This is a genomic window from Vibrio sp. 1CM8B (assembly GCF_023161685.1).
GTDB classification, from domain to species: domain Bacteria; phylum Pseudomonadota; class Gammaproteobacteria; order Enterobacterales; family Vibrionaceae; genus Vibrio; species Vibrio coralliirubri.
Genome location: NZ_JALNTU010000008.1, coordinates 1 through 15,709 on the forward strand (window position 1 = coordinate 1; position 15,709 = coordinate 15,709).

Here is a 15,709-nt window from a genome sequence, read left to right on the forward strand (position 1 = left end):
TGGAGCGATACATCGGGTTCGAACCGATGACCTCAACCTTGGCAAGGTTGCGCTCTACCAACTGAGCTAGTATCGCAATCTGAAAACGTCTTTCGCCGTTCAGGGCTGCGAATTATAAGAGCATTTTTTTGTGATGCAAGTCCTTAATGCAAAATTACGAAACTTTTTACTCAACTGCTGTAAAAGCACACAGATTTGCAAAAAAAACGGCTCTTATGTCCCTGAAAAGTTAGATAAACGTGATCATTTTATTCGACTAGATGTTAATAATCGTTTTTCGGTAGTACTGCAGCTCGGCGATAGACTCTCGAATATCATCCAATGCTAGGTGACTTCCTGACTTTGAAAAACCGTCTAACACTTCAGGCTTCCAACGACGAGTCAGCTCTTTCAGAGTGCTTACGTCAACATAGCGGTAGTGGAAGTACTCTTCTAACTCTGGCATGTGCTTGTATAGGAAACGGCGGTCTTGACCAATGCTGTTGCCACAAATTGGTGACTTACCTTTTGGTACCCATTTTTCAAGAAACTCAATGGTTTGTTGGATGGCATCTTGCTCTGAAACCGTGCTTTCTTGAATTCGTTTCACAAGGCCGCTGCCAGTGTGCGTCGTTGTGCACCACTCGTCCATCTTGTCCAATTCACTCTGAGGTTGGTGAATAGCCAAAACAGGTCCTTCAGCCAGGATGTTAAGCTCACTATCAGTAACGATAGTAGCAATTTCAATGATTTTATGAGTTTCAGGATCAAGTCCTGTCATCTCTAGATCAACCCAAATAAGGTTCTGATCGCTAAAGGACATAAGGCGTCGCCTATTTGTTTATGTGTAAAAGAGGTACTATACCCAAATAACTATACTCAAACTAGCTTTAGGACCATCGAAATCACGTGGTACCAGCAACATCCTGTTTGAGTCCCCAATCATCAAGTTAGATGTGTTAAGTGAAAAATTGTGGCTAAAAAAAAGAAGTTAACCAAAGGTCAAGTACGTCGTGTACGTAGCAACCAGAACAAGCGACTCAAGAAAGAAGATTCTATCCAATGGGATGAGAACATGCTTGGCGGAACCAAAAGCGGACTCGTGATTACGCGCTTTGGCCAACATGCTGATATCGAAGATCTTGAAACTAACGAAGTTCATCGTTGTAACTTACGCCGTAGTATCGAGACTTTAGTTTCTGGTGACCGAGTGACTTGGCGCGCAGGCTTAGAATCAATGGCCGGTATTTCTGGCGTTGTGGAAGCGGTTGAACCGAGAACTTCAATGCTGACTCGCCCTGATTACTACGATGGCCTAAAGCCAGTTGCTGCGAACGTCGACCAAATGGTTATCGTATCGGCTGTGCTACCAGAGCTATCACTTAATATTATCGACCGTTACCTAATTGCTTCAGAAACAGTGAACATCGCGCCGCTTGTTGTACTGAACAAGGTCGATCTACTGACTGATGAGCAGATTGCTGAATACCGTGAAACACTTAAAGAGTACGAGAAGATCGGCTATAAAGTGATGTTCGTGAGTAAAGAGTCTGGCTACGGCATCAAAGAGCTGGAAGCTGAACTCAAAGACCGTATCAACATCTTTGTTGGTCAATCGGGTGTGGGTAAATCAAGCCTAGTGAATGCATTAATGCCTACGCTAGACATTGAAGAAGGCGAAGTCTCTGAGAACTCAGGTCTTGGTCAGCACACAACCACGGCAGCTCGTTTATACCACTTCCCTTCTGGTGGTGATCTGATTGATTCACCAGGAGTACGTGAATTCGGCCTATGGCATTTAGAAGCTGACGAAATCACTGAAGCCTTTATCGAGTTTAAGCCTTACCTTGGCGGTTGTAAGTTCCGTGACTGTAAACACATTGATGACCCAGGCTGTATCCTGCGCGAAGCCGTAGAAAACGGAAAGATCAGTCGATTACGTTTCGACAACTACCACCGCATCATTGAAAGCATGGCGAGTAACAAAGATAACCGTCAGTATTCACGCAACAAAAAAGCCGATCTCTAATCGCGTTTTTGTGAACAAATGTGTGCATTTACTGACAATTGGCGCGAATTTAAGTAACATCTCGCGCCCTAAACCGTCATCGACAGATTTAATTGAAAAACAATTAGCATTGGAAAATTAATACAATGGATAAGATTAAAGTTGGATTGCAGTACTGGATTCCACAACATGGATTAACTCGCCTAGTCGGCAAACTTGCGTCTGCTAAAGCGGGCGGCTTAACGACAGCGATCATCAACTGGTTCATCAAGCAATACAAAGTGAACATGGATGAAGCTCTGCATAGCGATCCAAAACACTTTAAAACATTCAATGAATTCTTTGTGCGTGAATTGAAAGAAGGCATGCGCCCTATCGCTGAAGGTGAGTCTGTTATTGTTCACCCTGCAGATGCACGTGTAAGCCAATTTGGCCCAATTACTGACGGTCAACTGATTCAAGCGAAAGGCCATAACTACTCAGCTCGCGAGCTATTGGGTGGTGATGCTGCGCTAGCAGATGAGTTTACAGACGGTGAATTCGCAACGCTTTACCTGTCTCCAAGTGATTACCACCGCGTGCACATGCCATGCGACGGCACACTGCGCCAGATGATCTACGTTCCAGGTGACCTTTTCTCAGTTAACCCGTTAACGGCAGAAAACGTTCCAAACCTATTCGCACGTAACGAGCGTGTGGTTTGTATCTTTGATACTGAGTTTGGCCCAATGGCACAAGTGCTGGTTGGCGCAACTATCGTTGGCAGCATCGAGCAAGTATGGGCTGGTACCATTACTCCACCTCGTGGTAACTCAGTTTACAAATGGGATTACCCTGCACAAGGTGACAAAGCAATCATCTTGAAGAAAGGCGAAGAGATGGGCCGCTTTAAGCTTGGTTCAACGGTTATCAACCTGTTCGCTAAAGATGCGATCAAGTTTGACGACACGATGAAAAATGGTGAGAAAACGGTTCTTGGTACACCTTTCGCGCACATTGCAGGCAAAGAAGCACAAGCAACTGATAATGCTGCTGCCGATTCTACTGAGAACACAGACCAAGCGTAACTCTCAGAGTTAATTCATTAAGCTTTCAAGGCGCGTTACTTTTTCTATTTCAGAGAAGAACGCGCCTTTTTCTTAGCTCCACCGATTCGTTTGCTACTCAAGCTCTAACAACTCAAATTTCCAAAACCTTGCCCAGACACCTGTTGCTTCTCACTCTTGCTTCTAACTGCCCAGAAAAAGATTGACCAAAAACAAAACAGTTGCCGAAACCTTAAACAACTTTTTGATTTTCCAACCCGTCTCCAAGTACCAGAAATCCAGATAACTTACTCTATTTGAAGATATTTTATTTATAGGGTCTTTGTACATGCCTAAACTCAATGTTGGCGTTCTGGTCAAGCTGTTGATTTGTTTTGCGATTCCCTTAGGCGTGTTATTCATGCCGATAGATTCAATACCAATCGATGATCTCACGCTGATTCAACATCGCTTGTTGGCAATATTCTTGTTGGCCGCTCTACTGTGGGTCCTTGAACCTGTTCCGGTATTCGCCACTTCCATTTTGATCATTGCGCTTGAACTGGTGATGATATCTGACAAAGGTTTACACCTATTTAGAAATCCACCAGCAGGACACGATCTCGGTGAGTTAATCAAATATACCGACATATTTGGGGCATTTTCATCACCAATCATCATTCTATTCATGGGTGGTTTCGCGCTTGCGATCTCTGCATCCAAGTACGAACTCGATAACAACCTAGCTCGAGTGCTTCTCAAACCATTTGGTACAGAGCCGCGCTTCATTATGCTCGGCTTAATGCTGATCACCGCCGTGTTCTCAATGTTCATGTCAAATACAGCAACAACGGTAATGATGCTTGCGCTGCTCGGTCCGATCGTAGCTTCTGCACCAAAAGGCGATATGGGGATTAAGGCACTCGTATTGTGTATTCCAATTGCTGCCAACACCGGGGGTATCGCGACACCCATAGGTACACCGCCCAATGCCATCGCGCTGCAGTACCTAACGGGTGAAAACACCATCGACTTCCTCAGCTGGATGATGATGGGTTTACCCTTTGTGATCATCCAACTCACCATCGCTTGGTTTCTTCTACAAAAACTCTTCCCTTCTAAAGAGAGAAATATGGTGCTCAAGCTTGATGGGCAATTTAGAAAGAGCTGGCGAGCGATTGTGGTTTACATCACCTTCGCTGCGACAATCTTATTGTGGATGACCACCAAACTGCATGGCATGAACACTTATGTCGTGTCTATTATTCCACTGGCTGTGTTTACGCTGACTGGCATCATGGGCAAAGAAGAACTCAAGCTGATTAACTGGGATGTGTTGTGGTTGGTTGCAGGAGGTATTGCGATTGGTATCGGCCTTGATAAGACAGGTTTAGCTGCGGCACTCGCACACGCAATTGACTATGAATCGCTGTCACCGGCGGCTGTGGTACTAACGTTATCTATCGTGTGTTGGTTAATGGCGAATTTCATGTCAAACACCGCAACTGCCAACTTGCTGATGCCGATAGCCGCTGCAATTGGTGCTTCCATGGAAAGCCTAGTTGCGATTGGTGGCCTGCAAGGCTTGCTGGTTGTGGTCGCCTTCTCTGCGTCACTTGGTATGATTCTGCCAGTATCGACACCACCAAACTCACTGGCCTACTCGACCGGGCTTATCGAAAGCAAAGACATGGCGAAGATGGGCATCATCTTAGGTATTGTTGGCTTGCTGATGGTTTACCTCGCCCTGTTTATCATCACCTAGTAAGCGTTAACGCTCCCCTTTAATCCTAACTAAAGCGCTGAATGTAAATTTGGCGCTTTTTTCGATCTATACCACTCCACCCCAAGCAATTAACTAACATTTCAATCAACAGGTAACTGTGATTTTACTTCACTGTTTTACAAAAAGCAGAGCAAATATATTAAGAATTTATGATTTCAAACACAGTCATTCAGCCTAAGACAGCGGCACTATACACGCATCAGAGACACATCAATTCACCATCAAGTACGTCACTGTCATTAGGGCGTATTGACCTTTCGAGCTGATTTTTGCAGCGAATTGCTGGGTATGTCTACAAGGCAGAGGTTTTGATGTGTAGCTAGCCTACATGAGAAGCCGATAACGCAGTAGAAATGACCAGCAAACGCTGCCCGAAGGGTTCGGCTAAAAGCGTTTTACTCTTTGTTGAGGGGGATTTGCTTAGAATGGCTAGGCTACTTCCCCCTCGCCGCGATTAAAACGCTTTTATCTCGAACAAAATTGAACCGCGAAAGGTCAACACGCCCTAGTTTTTTGTCTAATAGAGAGGAATAGACCTTGAGACATACTATTAAATTTAAAATTCAGATCGCAATTGCGGTCATTATTGCCGTCGTGAGTGGCGCTCAAGCCTGGATATCGGTTAATCAACTGACTCAAGAAACTGAAGTCGCGATCAACCAAGAAATGAAAAATGTCAGTGCTGGCACCACGAATTACATTGCCGATTGGCTCTCTACTCGCAGCGATATGATGCTTGCTAATGAGCCGACTATTTCTAGCAATAGTAATTCTGACCGCGAATTATTGATCACCAAACAAGCCGGACAATTCTTGTCTGTTTATGCCGGATTCAGCGACGGCACTATCGCTTATGGCGACAAAGGTGAAGATTGGCCAGCAGGCTACGACCCGCGCACCCGCCCTTGGTATAAAGATGCCAACGCAACATCAGACCTCATCATTACTGAACCTTATCAAGACTTTGACGGCAGCATTGTCATCAGCTTTGCCAAAGCATTCAACGGTGAAAGACAAGGTGTCCTCGCGGCAGACTTAACCGTAACCAGCATTATCGACACCGTGCTCAACGTGAAACTCGATAACGATGGCTTTGCGTTTTTAGTCGATGGTAACAACAACATCGTTGCCTACAGTGATGAAGAGCTAAGTCAAAAACCACTGACCAGTTTGAATCCGGAACTAACGGCCAACAAGGTGTCACAACTGCTCCAAGGCCAAATGATCACCACGCTAACTTGGCCTGGCCAAGGGGATAAAATGGTCTACATTGCCAATGTCCCGAATACCGATTGGTCACTGGGTATTGTTATCGATAAAGAAATGGCGTTCTCTGCGGTATCTGACGCGATTCAGTTCATCTCCCTGACTTCTTTGATTTTGTACATCGTGATTTCGATTGCGAGCACAATGGTGATCAACCGCCTACTTTCCCCACTACAAACCTTATCAGAAGCACTGACTCAGCTTGCTCAAGGCAGAGGAGACCTCACTCAACGCATTGATATCACACGTATGGATGAGATTGGTAAACTTGCCGAGCTCGTAAACCAATTCTTAAGTCAGATGCAAAGCATGCTGAAAGGCGTTATCGAGCACAGCCATGATTTAAATAATCACGCAGAAAAAGCCAACCAATTGGCCACTCAATCCTCCATTCGAGTGGAGAATCAACAAAACGATATCAACCAGATAGCGACCGCGATTCATGAGATGTCAGCGACTGCCGCAGAGGTGGCGAGTCATGCAGAATTAACCGCATCCGCTTCTCAAGCTTCGGCGACCGCGTGTAATGATGGCCAAGAGGTTATTCAACAGAACCGCGACGCTATCACTAGCCTTGCGAGCCAAGTGGAAGACGCTGCCAATGTCATCCGAGAGCTGGAAAACAACGCGCAAAGCATCAACCAGATCCTATCCACCATTCAAGGCATTGCCGAACAAACCAACCTGTTGGCATTGAATGCCGCGATTGAAGCAGCGCGTGCGGGTGAGCAAGGTCGTGGATTTGCGGTTGTTGCAGACGAGGTTCGAGTACTGAGCCAAAGAACTCATGGCTCGACCGAAGAAATCCGCGTGATGATTGATACGCTGCAGAAGAATACCGAACATGCCGTTGAAAGCATGACCACCAGCACTAAACTGGCAGAAAACAGCGTTGGCTTCGCAGAGCAAGCTCATGGCAGCCTCTCTAAAATCACCCAAGCGATCACTGAAATCAACGACATGGCGCTACAAATAGCGAGTGCTGCCGAAGAGCAACGCGCAGTAAGCGAAGATATCAGCCGTAATACGCAAGGGATCAAAGATGCCTCCGACGATCTTGCACAACAAGCTGAAAGCAGCCGCAATAGCTCAAATGAAATGAGTAGCGCTGCTGAGTCGATGCGCCGAGATGTGGAGCGCTTTAAGGTATAACTCATCTCAAGCAACATAAGTTAAACCTCACCATCGAGCGGCGGGTGACGTAAACCGATAACTGAAACAAAGTGGTTCTTTTCATAAGAATCACTTTGTTCTCAGTCCGGTTTAATGCATATTGATGAGCTAATTTATCCCAGACACAAGGATGTTATTCAGATGGGATTCGAATGGTTGGCTCTTGCTGCCGCTTTTCTTTGGGCCATCGCGAGCCTGATGTCAGTAAAGCCTGCTCAACACTTAGGTTCTTTCGCCTATAGCCGATGGCGCATGGGTTGCACTGCTATCATCTTATCGAGCATGGCTTGGTTTACTGGCGGTTGGTCAACGGTCGAAGCAGACCTAGTCACGCCGATGATGCTGTCTGGGCTAATTGGCATCTTCATTGGTGATACCGCCCTATTTGCTTGTTTGAACAGAATGGGACCGCGCCAAGCAGGTTTGCTGTTCTCTTGTCACGCCGTGTTCTCGGCGATTCTTGGTTACTTCCTATTTAGCGAAAGCATGACTTCTGTTGAGCTGATTGGCTCGGCTTTGGTGTTCAGTGGCGTTTTAACAGCGATATTCTTTGGTCGTCGAGGACAAGCCAACAACCAACTCGAAACCATCAAAGGCACTGTGTGGATTGGCGTTGCTCTCGGAATCACAGCGGCTATCTGCCAAGCATTAGGTGGGATTATTGCCAAGCCCGTGATGCAAACCAGCATAGACCCTATTGCCGCTTCAGCGATTCGTATGATTACCGCTTTTGTTGCTCACTCTGCATTTCGCTTAACGGGCGCCAAGCTCTCACGCGCAATCAACCCGATGAATGGTCAAATATTTGCGATTACCGCAGTGAACGGATTTTTAGCGATGGCGGTGGGAATGACGCTGATCTTGTATGCGTTACAGGAAGGCAATGTCGGCATGGTTGCTTTGTTATCTTCAACCACACCGATTATGTTGTTACCAATACTCTGGCTTTACACCAAGCAGAGGCCAAATGCCTACGCTTGGATAGGTGCCATTGTTGCCGTAGTGGGTACTGGTATTCTGGTTAGCTAGTGGCACAGGTATTCTGGTCAGCTAGCCAAGCTGATGGAAACTGAGAGCTATTAGCTCTCAGTAAAAAAACAAAAAGCTAAGAACGTGGGAACGGGAAAGCGGTCACATCATCGATGTGGTCGTAACCCAAAGCCAGCATAATCAGCCTATCGATACCCAAAGCAACACCCGCACAATCTGGTAAACCCGCTTTTAATGCCTCAATCAAGTGATGGTCAATCGGCTGAGGCGATAAGCCCATCTCAATACGCTTGGCGTTGTCATCTTCAAAGCGCTTGAGCTGCTCTTGTGGCTTATCTAATTCATGGAAGCCGTTGGCTAACTCGATGCCTTTGAAATACACCTCAAAGCGATCGGCTACTCGTGGATCATTCGGGTTAATCTTGGCTAACGCCGCTTGTGATGCTGGGAAGTCATAAACAAACGCAGACACTTGTTGCCCTATCTTTGCTTCCACCCCAATACTAAACAGCAGTTGTAGTAAGGTATCGCGGTCCTCTTCTGGGTCGGCAATATCACTCAACCCAAGCTTCGCTGCCGCTTGTTTTAGGGTATCCATCGAATCTTCCAGTGGACACACACCTAACACATCAATAAAGGCTTGTTGGTAAGTCATTCGCTGTGCTGAGCCCGATTTAAGTACCTGCTGTAACAGCAAATCCATTTCATCCATCAGGTCATGATGATCAAAGCCAACTCGATACCACTCCAACATGGTGAACTCAGGGTTGTGATAACGGCCATTTTCTTCGTTACGGAAAGATTTACAAATTTGATAAATACAGCCACTGCCCGCCGCTAATAGGCGTTTCATATGAAACTCAGGGCTAGTCATAAAGAACAGTGGCTGACCGTGCGCATAACCCGGCCCTACGAATTCAGTTTTGAAAGTATGTAAATGCACGTCCGTCACCGTGGCGTGGCTCATCGCAGGCGTATCCACTTCCATCACGTTTCGCTCAGCAAAGAACTGACGAATTTGATTAAGGATATCAGCACGTTGCTTTAACTGTTTAATGGTTGCGGCCGGTTGCCATGTAGAGTGCATTATTGAGTTCCATATTACTGAATTCTAGGCGACGAAAATTACCACCTTTCATCGCTTTTGTAAGCTTCTATCTTTCTATTCGTGAAAGCAAAATGTTGTTTTAATGAAGCCAGAAAATTACGTTCTACAATACAATTATCAATACAGATTTCACATCAACATTGATAACAAAAATCATACTCAACAAGCCGTTAACACCCGTCCTGTGGGTTAATCGTTATCAACAATTCATTGCCGTGATTGCAGTCACATAACCTATAATTTCTATGCCTCCATATGCATTACCGACCTAAAAACCCAAATGCATCAACTTTTCGAATACCTTCCTCTCTTACACTGAACCTACCACTTAAGGCTTAGGGGCGCTAAATGGTTCCTACGATTTAGAACCTCCTAAATAGGCTTTTATAATTACAAGCGGAATACTCCGCATCACACTGGAGAATAACTGTGAAGACAATTACCACAGATATCGCAGTCATCGGCGCAGGCGGCGCTGGTCTTCGTACAGCTATTGCTGCGGCTGAAGCTAATCCTGAACTGGAAGTAGCACTGATTTCTAAAGTTTACCCAATGCGTTCGCACACGGTAGCGGCAGAAGGCGGTTCAGCAGCGGTAATTAAAGACGAAGATAGCCTAGATAACCACTTCAACGATACTGTTGGTGGTGGCGACTGGCTATGTGAACAGGATGTTGTTGAATACTTTGTTGAAAACTCGACTCGCGAAATGATCCAAATGGAACAATGGGGCTGCCCATGGAGTCGTAAAGAAAACGGTGAAGTAAACGTACGCCGATTCGGCGGTATGAAGGTGGAGAGAACGTGGTTCGCAGCGGATAAAACCGGCTTCCACATGCTTCATACTCTGTTCCAGACTTCGATGAAGTACGACACAATCAAACGATTTGATGAGTACTTTGTGGTGGATTTGCTCGTTGAAGATGGCGAAGTACAAGGCCTAATCGCGATTCACATGTCTGAAGGTGAGCTTGTTACCATCAAAGCAAAATCTGTTGTTCTAGCAACCGGTGGCGCAGGTCGTGTTTACCACTGTAATACCAACGGCGGCATCGTAACTGGCGACGGTATGGCAATGGCTTATCGCCACGGTGTACCACTGCGTGACATGGAGTTCGTTCAATACCACCCAACAGGCCTACCGGGCACTGGCATCTTGATGACCGAAGGTTGTCGTGGTGAAGGCGGTATCATCGTCAACAAGAACGGCTACCGTTACCTACAAGATTACGGCATGGGCCCTGAAACTCCAGTGGGCGAGCCGAAAAACAAATACATGGAACTGGGTCCTCGTGACAAAGTTTCTCAAGCATTCTGGCACGAACAGCAGAAAGGCAACACCATCAAGCACCCACTTGGTGATGTCGTACACCTTGACCTTCGCCACCTTGGTGAAGAATACCTGCAAGAGCGCCTACCGTTCATCTGTGAGCTGGCAAAAGCGTACGTAAACGTAGACCCAGCAAAAGAGCCAATCCCAATTCGCCCAACCGTTCACTACACCATGGGTGGTATTGAAACTAACGGTACCTGTGAAACTCGTATTAAAGGCCTATTCGCCGTTGGTGAATGTGCTTCAGTTGGCCTACACGGTGCAAACCGCCTAGGTTCTAACTCTCTGGCTGAGTTCGTGGTATTTGGCCGCGTAGCCGGTGAAGAAGCAGTGAAACGCGCTGCTGAATTCAAAGGCTGGAACGAAGAGTCTATCGCTAAGCAAGTGAAAGCGGTTGAAGATCGCATCGCAGGTCTACTAAGCCAAGAAGGCGATGAGAACTGGGCTGATATCCGTACTGAAATGGGTCACACCATGGAAGCGGGTTGTGGTATCTACCGTCAAGAAGACTTGATGCAAGAAACCATCGACAAAATCACTGAGCTAAAAGCACGTTACAAAAAGATCAGCATTAAAGACAAAGGCCAAGTGTTCAACACGGACCTACTTTACGCTATCGAAGTCGGCTACGGTCTTGAAGTTGCTGAAGCGATGGTTCACTCAGCGATCCTTCGTAAAGAGTCTCGCGGTGCGCACCAACGTCTAGACGACAACTGCACAGAACGTGATGACGTGAACTTCCTGAAACACTCTCTATCGTTCTACAACGAAGATGCAGCACCAACTATCGACTACAGCGGCGTTAAGATTACTAAATCTCAACCTAAAGCTCGTCTGTACGGTGAAGCTGCAGAGAAAGCCGCTGCCGCTGAAAAAGCAGCAGAAGAGAATGCTAAGAAGAGCGAAGAGGAGCAAGCATAATGTCAGCGAATCGAATCCAGAAAATTGAAATCCTGCGTTATGATCCTGAGCACGATGCAGAACCTCACTTTCAAACCTTTGAAGTGCCATTTGATGAAACCATGTCAGTACTTGATGCGATCGGTTACATCAAAGACAACCTAGATAAAGACCTGTCTTACCGTTGGTCTTGTCGTATGGCGATTTGTGGTTCTTGCGGCATCATGGTTGATGGCGTGCCAAAACTGGCGTGTAAGAGCTTCTTACGTGACTACCCGAATGGCTTCAAGATTGAGCCTTTGGCTAACTTCCCAATCGAAAAAGATTTGATTGTCGACATGACACCGTTCATCGAACGCCTTGAAGCAATCAAGCCTTACATCATTGGTAACGACCGTAAGCCAGAAGACGGCACGAACATCCAAACTCCAGAGCAAATGGCGAAGTACAAACAGTTCGCTGGCTGCATCAACTGTGGTTTGTGTTACGCAGCATGTCCTCAGTTTGGTCTAAACCCTGAGTTCATTGGCCCTGCGGCACTTGCTCTTGCTCACCGCTACAACCTAGATAGCCGTGACAATGGTAAAGCTGAGCGCATGAAGCTTATCAATGGCGACAACGGCGCTTGGGGCTGTACGTTTGTAGGTTACTGTTCTGACGTTTGTCCGAAGAAAGTAGACCCAGCAGCAGCTGTAAACCAAGGTAAAGTTGAGTCTTCAATGGACTTCGTTATCTCGATGTTCAAGCCAGACGGATCGCAAGTAAAAACAGCAGAGGAGGCATAATATGAGCAATCGTAAGCCTTATGTTCGTGAGATGAAGAGAACGTGGTGGAGCAACCATCCGTTCTACCGCTTCTACATGCTACGTGAAGCGACTGTACTGCCTTTGATTCTATTCACTCTGTTCCTAACCTTCGGTTTGGGTTCGCTAGTGAAAGGCCCTGAAGCGTGGGAAGGTTGGTTGAGCTTTATGGCTAACCCTGTCGTTGTTGGTATCAACATCGTGGCACTGCTAGGCAGCTTGCTGCACGCTCAAACCTTCTTCAGCATGATGCCTCAAGTAATGCCAATCCGTCTTAAAGGCAAATTGGTTGATAAAAGAATCATCGTACTGACCCAGTGGGCAGCGGTGGCCTTTATTTCTTTAATCGTTCTTGTTGTGGTGTAAGGAGCTTTCGTTATGAACACAAATTACAAAGTAAAACCTGTTAACCACAACCCACAACGCTCTGATGAGCCAATCTGGTGGGGCCTATTCGGCGCTGGCGGTACTTGGTTCGCGATGATCACACCAATCACGATTCTAGTGTTAGGTATCTTAGTGCCAATGGGCATCATCGATGCTGATGCAATGAGCTACGAACGTGTGTCTGAATTTGCCACCAGCATTATCGGTGCGCTATTCATCATCGGTACGCTAGCACTGCCAATGTGGCACGCAATGCACCGTCTTCACCACGGCATGCACGACCTTAAGTTCCACGTCGGCGTTGCAGGTAAAGTGGGCTGCTACTTCGTTGCAGGCCTAATCAGCGCACTGTCTGTTATCTTCATTTTTATGATTTAACAGTTAAGAGCAGGTTCGAGATTCGGGTAAACGAGTATCGAAGAGCTTAAGAGCAGATGCGGGATTCGAGTAATCGAGTGCCGAAGAGCTAAAAGCAGATGCGGGATTCGAGTAATCGAGTGTCGAAGAGCTTAAAAGCAGATGCGGGATTCGAGTAATCGAGTGTCGAAGAGCTTAAAAGCAGATGCGGGATTCGAGTAATCGAGATTCGAAGAGCTTAAGAGCAGAAAATAGAAAGCAGAGCTAGGTTATCCAGCTCTGCTTTTTTATTGTTTGTCGAATATCTCGCATCCCGTTTACTCGTATCTGCTCTTCCCCGATCTTGGGATACAAAAAAGGCCGCCTAAGCGACCTTTTTCAGATACTTGAAGTAAATTACTTCACACGACCAACGTATTCGCCAGTACGAGTATCAACTTTAACAACTTCACCGATTGCGATGAATAGAGGTACACGAACTACCGCGCCTGTTGCTAGAGTTGCAGGCTTACCGCCAGTACCTTGTGTGTCGCCTTTAAGGCCAGGATCGGTTTCAGTTACTTCGATCTCAACAAAGTTTGGTGGAGTTACTGTGATAGGGTTATCATTCCACAACGTTAGAGTACAAACGTCATTTTCAACTAACCATTTTGCAGAGTCAGCGACTGCTTTTACGTCTGCTGCGATTTGCTCAAATGTTTCGTTGTTCATGAAGTGGTAGAATTCGCCATCGTTGTATAGGTAACCTAGTTCAACGTCAACAACATCGGCAAGCTCAAAGCTTTCGCCTGATTTGAATGTTTTCTCTAACACTTTGCCTGACAGCAGTTTACGAAGTTTTACACGGTTAAACGCTTGGCCTTTACCTGGCTTAACGTATTCATTGTCGATAATTGAGCAAGGCTCGTTATCTAACATGAATTTTAAACCGCCTTTGAATTCATTGGTGCTTACTGACGCCATGATTTTCTCTTCCACATCTTTGAGTTAATTTCAATGCCGCATATCATAACCCGAAAAGTCGAATCTGTTGAGCAAAACTGGCTCAAACAACTATCGAATGCGATCTCTGACCCGACAAAACTGCTTGAGGCATTGGAAATAGACCCAACACCGTGGCAAGCAGGCTTTGCTGCTCGTGAGTTATTTGCGCTTCGGGTTCCTCTTAGCTTTGTCGAACGAATGGAAAAAGGCAACCCACACGACCCTTTGCTGCGACAGGTTTTGCCGCTAAGTGAAGAGTTTGAGGTTCATCAGGGCTATTCTGCCGATCCATTGGAAGAACAAGACAACGCCATTCCCGGACTACTGCACAAATACAAGAACCGTGCATTGATGATTGTGAAAGGCGGCTGTGCGATTAACTGTCGCTACTGCTTCCGTCGTCATTTTCCGTATCAAGATAACAAGGGCTCAAAATCAGTTTGGCAAACCAGCCTCGACTATGTGGCTGCTCACCCAGAGATCAACGAGGTTATCTTGTCGGGTGGCGATCCACTGATGGCAAAAGACAGCGAACTAGAGTGGCTTATCAATGCTATCGAACAGATCCCACATGTAAAAACCGTTCGAATTCATAGCCGATTACCGGTTGTGATTCCCGCTCGAGTAACGGATGAACTATGCCAATTGTTAGCGCAAACTCATCTCAATGTGGTGATGGTGAGCCATATTAACCATGCCAATGAAATCAACTTAGAGCTCAAACAAGCTTTCTATAAATTAAAACAAAGTGGTGTGACTCTGCTCAACCAAGGCGTGATGCTTAAAGGTGTGAACAACTGTGCTAACTCATTGAAAGATTTAAGCGAAAAGCTATTCGACGCCGGGGTTTTACCTTACTATATGCATGTACTTGATAAGGTTCAGGGCGCCGCTCATTTCTATATTTCAGATGAAGAAGCGAAACATCACTTTAAGGGATTAATCTCTGAGGTTTCTGGCTACCTAGTACCGAAGTTAACTCGTGAGATTGGCGGACGCAGCAGCAAGACACCACTCGACCTACACATTGAATAGAGAAGTTGTATCAATGAAACGCAATGCCTCAGTTACTCCACCAGCAATCACGTCCCGACAAGCGCTTAAGTTCAGTTCGAAAGGCTTCACTATCATCGAGCTGGTCGTAGTGATCGTGATTCTAGGTATTGTGTCAGTCACTGCAGCTTCTAAGTTCCTTAACCTTCAAACCGATGCTCGCATCTCGACGCTCAGTGGCCTGAAAGGCGGAATGGAGGGCGCAAGTGCTATGCTTTATGGTAAGACATCAGCACTAGGCTTAGATAAGGCTGTCAGCGCATCGATTAACGTTGAGGGTGACGATATATTGGTCGCTTACGGTTACCCAGCAGCGATGAACGATCAAACTTGGTCAATGCTTATCGAATCCACGTTCTTGGATGCGGTTTGGGATACGGGCAGAGCTGACTGGTTCTTTACCAACACTGACGCGAACGATGGCATTATTCTTTATGCGCCTTCGAGCCGAAAAAATCAGGCTGATAACTGCTACCTTGAGTACCAAGAAGCGACGGAGACCACGACACCAGTCTTCACCTTAACAACAGACGGCTGCTAGACTTTAAGCATCTTTA

At 46.2% G+C, this 15,709-nt stretch carries 14 protein-coding genes and 1 tRNA gene; 11 read left to right on the plus strand and 4 right to left on the minus strand.

The features are described from left to right. Both MSG36_RS15815 and orn read right to left on the minus strand, forming a co-directional pair. Nucleotides 1-76: transfer RNA gene (locus MSG36_RS15815), tRNA-Gly, on the minus strand. A 180-nt stretch (nucleotides 77-256) separates the two neighbouring features. Next, on the minus strand, nucleotides 257-802 hold the full coding sequence (orn, locus tag MSG36_RS15820; protein WP_010434065.1) for an oligoribonuclease: 546 nt from the start codon (nucleotides 800-802) through the stop codon (nucleotides 257-259). 150 nt (nucleotides 803-952) lie between these two features. On the opposite strand from orn, the gene rsgA reads away from it, so the two are divergent. The 5 genes from rsgA to MSG36_RS15845 all read left to right on the plus strand — a co-directional run bounded on the left by rsgA (nucleotide 953) and on the right by MSG36_RS15845 (nucleotide 8,266). Next, on the plus strand, nucleotides 953-2,008 hold the full coding sequence (gene rsgA, locus MSG36_RS15825) for a small ribosomal subunit biogenesis GTPase RsgA (RefSeq protein WP_017061306.1): 1,056 nt from the start codon (nucleotides 953-955) through the stop codon (nucleotides 2,006-2,008). 125 nt (nucleotides 2,009-2,133) lie between these two features. Then, on the plus strand, nucleotides 2,134-3,054 hold the full coding sequence (gene asd / locus MSG36_RS15830) for an archaetidylserine decarboxylase (protein ID WP_050633683.1): 921 nt from the start codon (nucleotides 2,134-2,136) through the stop codon (nucleotides 3,052-3,054). 307 nt (nucleotides 3,055-3,361) lie between these two features. Then, complete coding sequence (locus tag MSG36_RS15835; protein ID WP_017061303.1) at nucleotides 3,362-4,777, plus strand: SLC13 family permease; 1,416 nt, start codon at nucleotides 3,362-3,364, stop codon at nucleotides 4,775-4,777. Nucleotides 4,778-5,335: 558 nt separating this feature from the next. Continuing rightward, nucleotides 5,336-7,216 carry a methyl-accepting chemotaxis protein gene (locus MSG36_RS15840; protein WP_248368717.1) on the plus strand — a complete coding sequence of 627 codons (1,881 nt, stop codon included), beginning with the start codon at nucleotides 5,336-5,338 and terminating at the stop codon, nucleotides 7,214-7,216. A gap of 162 nt (nucleotides 7,217-7,378) precedes the next feature. Next, nucleotides 7,379-8,266, plus strand: a complete 888-nt coding sequence (locus tag MSG36_RS15845) for a DMT family transporter (RefSeq protein ID WP_136974795.1) — start codon at nucleotides 7,379-7,381, stop codon at nucleotides 8,264-8,266. A gap of 76 nt (nucleotides 8,267-8,342) precedes the next feature. Here the strand turns inward: MSG36_RS15845 and epmA are convergent, their stop codons facing one another. Then, entirely contained in the window at nucleotides 8,343-9,314 is a 972-nt protein-coding gene (gene epmA, locus MSG36_RS15850) for an elongation factor P--(R)-beta-lysine ligase (RefSeq protein WP_248368719.1), read from the minus strand. 450 nt (nucleotides 9,315-9,764) lie between these two features. Between epmA and frdA the strand changes: the two genes are divergently transcribed. The 4 genes from frdA to frdD are packed head-to-tail and all read left to right on the plus strand — an operon-like array spanning nucleotide 9,765 to nucleotide 13,136. Continuing rightward, the gene (gene frdA, locus MSG36_RS15855; RefSeq protein WP_086972014.1) at nucleotides 9,765-11,588 is read left to right on the plus strand and encodes a fumarate reductase (quinol) flavoprotein subunit; all 1,824 of its coding nucleotides are present in this window, start codon (nucleotides 9,765-9,767) and stop codon (nucleotides 11,586-11,588) included. Then, nucleotides 11,588-12,352, plus strand: coding sequence for a succinate dehydrogenase/fumarate reductase iron-sulfur subunit (locus MSG36_RS15860; protein ID WP_009847917.1), 765 nt, complete (start codon nucleotides 11,588-11,590; stop codon nucleotides 12,350-12,352). Before frdA ends, MSG36_RS15860 begins: the two co-directional genes overlap by 1 nt. Before the next feature lies 1 nt (nucleotide 12,353). Further along, nucleotides 12,354-12,737 (plus strand): fumarate reductase subunit FrdC, encoded by a 384-nt coding sequence (frdC, locus tag MSG36_RS15865; RefSeq protein WP_248368721.1) that lies wholly within the window; start codon nucleotides 12,354-12,356, stop codon nucleotides 12,735-12,737. Between the two features lie 12 nt (nucleotides 12,738-12,749). Beyond that, nucleotides 12,750-13,136, plus strand: a complete 387-nt coding sequence (frdD, locus tag MSG36_RS15870; RefSeq protein WP_017067166.1) for a fumarate reductase subunit FrdD — start codon at nucleotides 12,750-12,752, stop codon at nucleotides 13,134-13,136. A gap of 375 nt (nucleotides 13,137-13,511) precedes the next feature. On the opposite strand, the gene efp is transcribed toward frdD, so the two are convergent. After that, a complete protein-coding gene (gene efp, locus MSG36_RS15875) occupies nucleotides 13,512-14,078 on the minus strand; it encodes an elongation factor P (protein ID WP_019822013.1) in 567 nt (188 codons plus the stop codon). Nucleotides 14,079-14,111: 33 nt separating this feature from the next. Here efp and epmB point away from each other — a divergent pair, with 33 nt between their 5' ends. Next, the gene (epmB, locus tag MSG36_RS15880; RefSeq protein WP_248368722.1) at nucleotides 14,112-15,134 is read left to right on the plus strand and encodes an EF-P beta-lysylation protein EpmB; all 1,023 of its coding nucleotides are present in this window, start codon (nucleotides 14,112-14,114) and stop codon (nucleotides 15,132-15,134) included. A gap of 13 nt (nucleotides 15,135-15,147) precedes the next feature. Next, nucleotides 15,148-15,693, plus strand: coding sequence for a prepilin-type N-terminal cleavage/methylation domain-containing protein (locus MSG36_RS15885; RefSeq protein WP_248368723.1), 546 nt, complete (start codon nucleotides 15,148-15,150; stop codon nucleotides 15,691-15,693). Nucleotides 15,694-15,709: the final 16 nt, after the last annotated feature.

Excerpts from the sequence above, each read along its gene's own strand:
- orn (WP_010434065.1), bottom strand. The coding sequence starts at position 802 with ATGTCCTTTAGCGATCAGAACCTTATTTGGGTTGATCTAGAGATGACA.
- asd (WP_050633683.1), top strand. The coding sequence starts at position 2,134 with ATGGATAAGATTAAAGTTGGATTGCAGTACTGGATTCCACAACATGGA.
- MSG36_RS15835 (WP_017061303.1), top strand. The coding sequence starts at position 3,362 with ATGCCTAAACTCAATGTTGGCGTTCTGGTCAAGCTGTTGATTTGTTTT.
- MSG36_RS15845 (WP_136974795.1), top strand. The coding sequence starts at position 7,379 with ATGGGATTCGAATGGTTGGCTCTTGCTGCCGCTTTTCTTTGGGCCATC.
- epmA (WP_248368719.1), bottom strand. The coding sequence starts at position 9,314 with ATGCACTCTACATGGCAACCGGCCGCAACCATTAAACAGTTAAAGCAA.
- MSG36_RS15860 (WP_009847917.1), top strand. The coding sequence starts at position 11,588 with ATGTCAGCGAATCGAATCCAGAAAATTGAAATCCTGCGTTATGATCCT.
- frdC (WP_248368721.1), top strand. The coding sequence starts at position 12,354 with ATGAGCAATCGTAAGCCTTATGTTCGTGAGATGAAGAGAACGTGGTGG.
- frdD (WP_017067166.1), top strand. The coding sequence starts at position 12,750 with ATGAACACAAATTACAAAGTAAAACCTGTTAACCACAACCCACAACGC.
- efp (WP_019822013.1), bottom strand. The coding sequence starts at position 14,078 with ATGGCGTCAGTAAGCACCAATGAATTCAAAGGCGGTTTAAAATTCATG.
- epmB (WP_248368722.1), top strand. The coding sequence starts at position 14,112 with ATGCCGCATATCATAACCCGAAAAGTCGAATCTGTTGAGCAAAACTGG.
- MSG36_RS15885 (WP_248368723.1), top strand. The coding sequence starts at position 15,148 with ATGAAACGCAATGCCTCAGTTACTCCACCAGCAATCACGTCCCGACAA.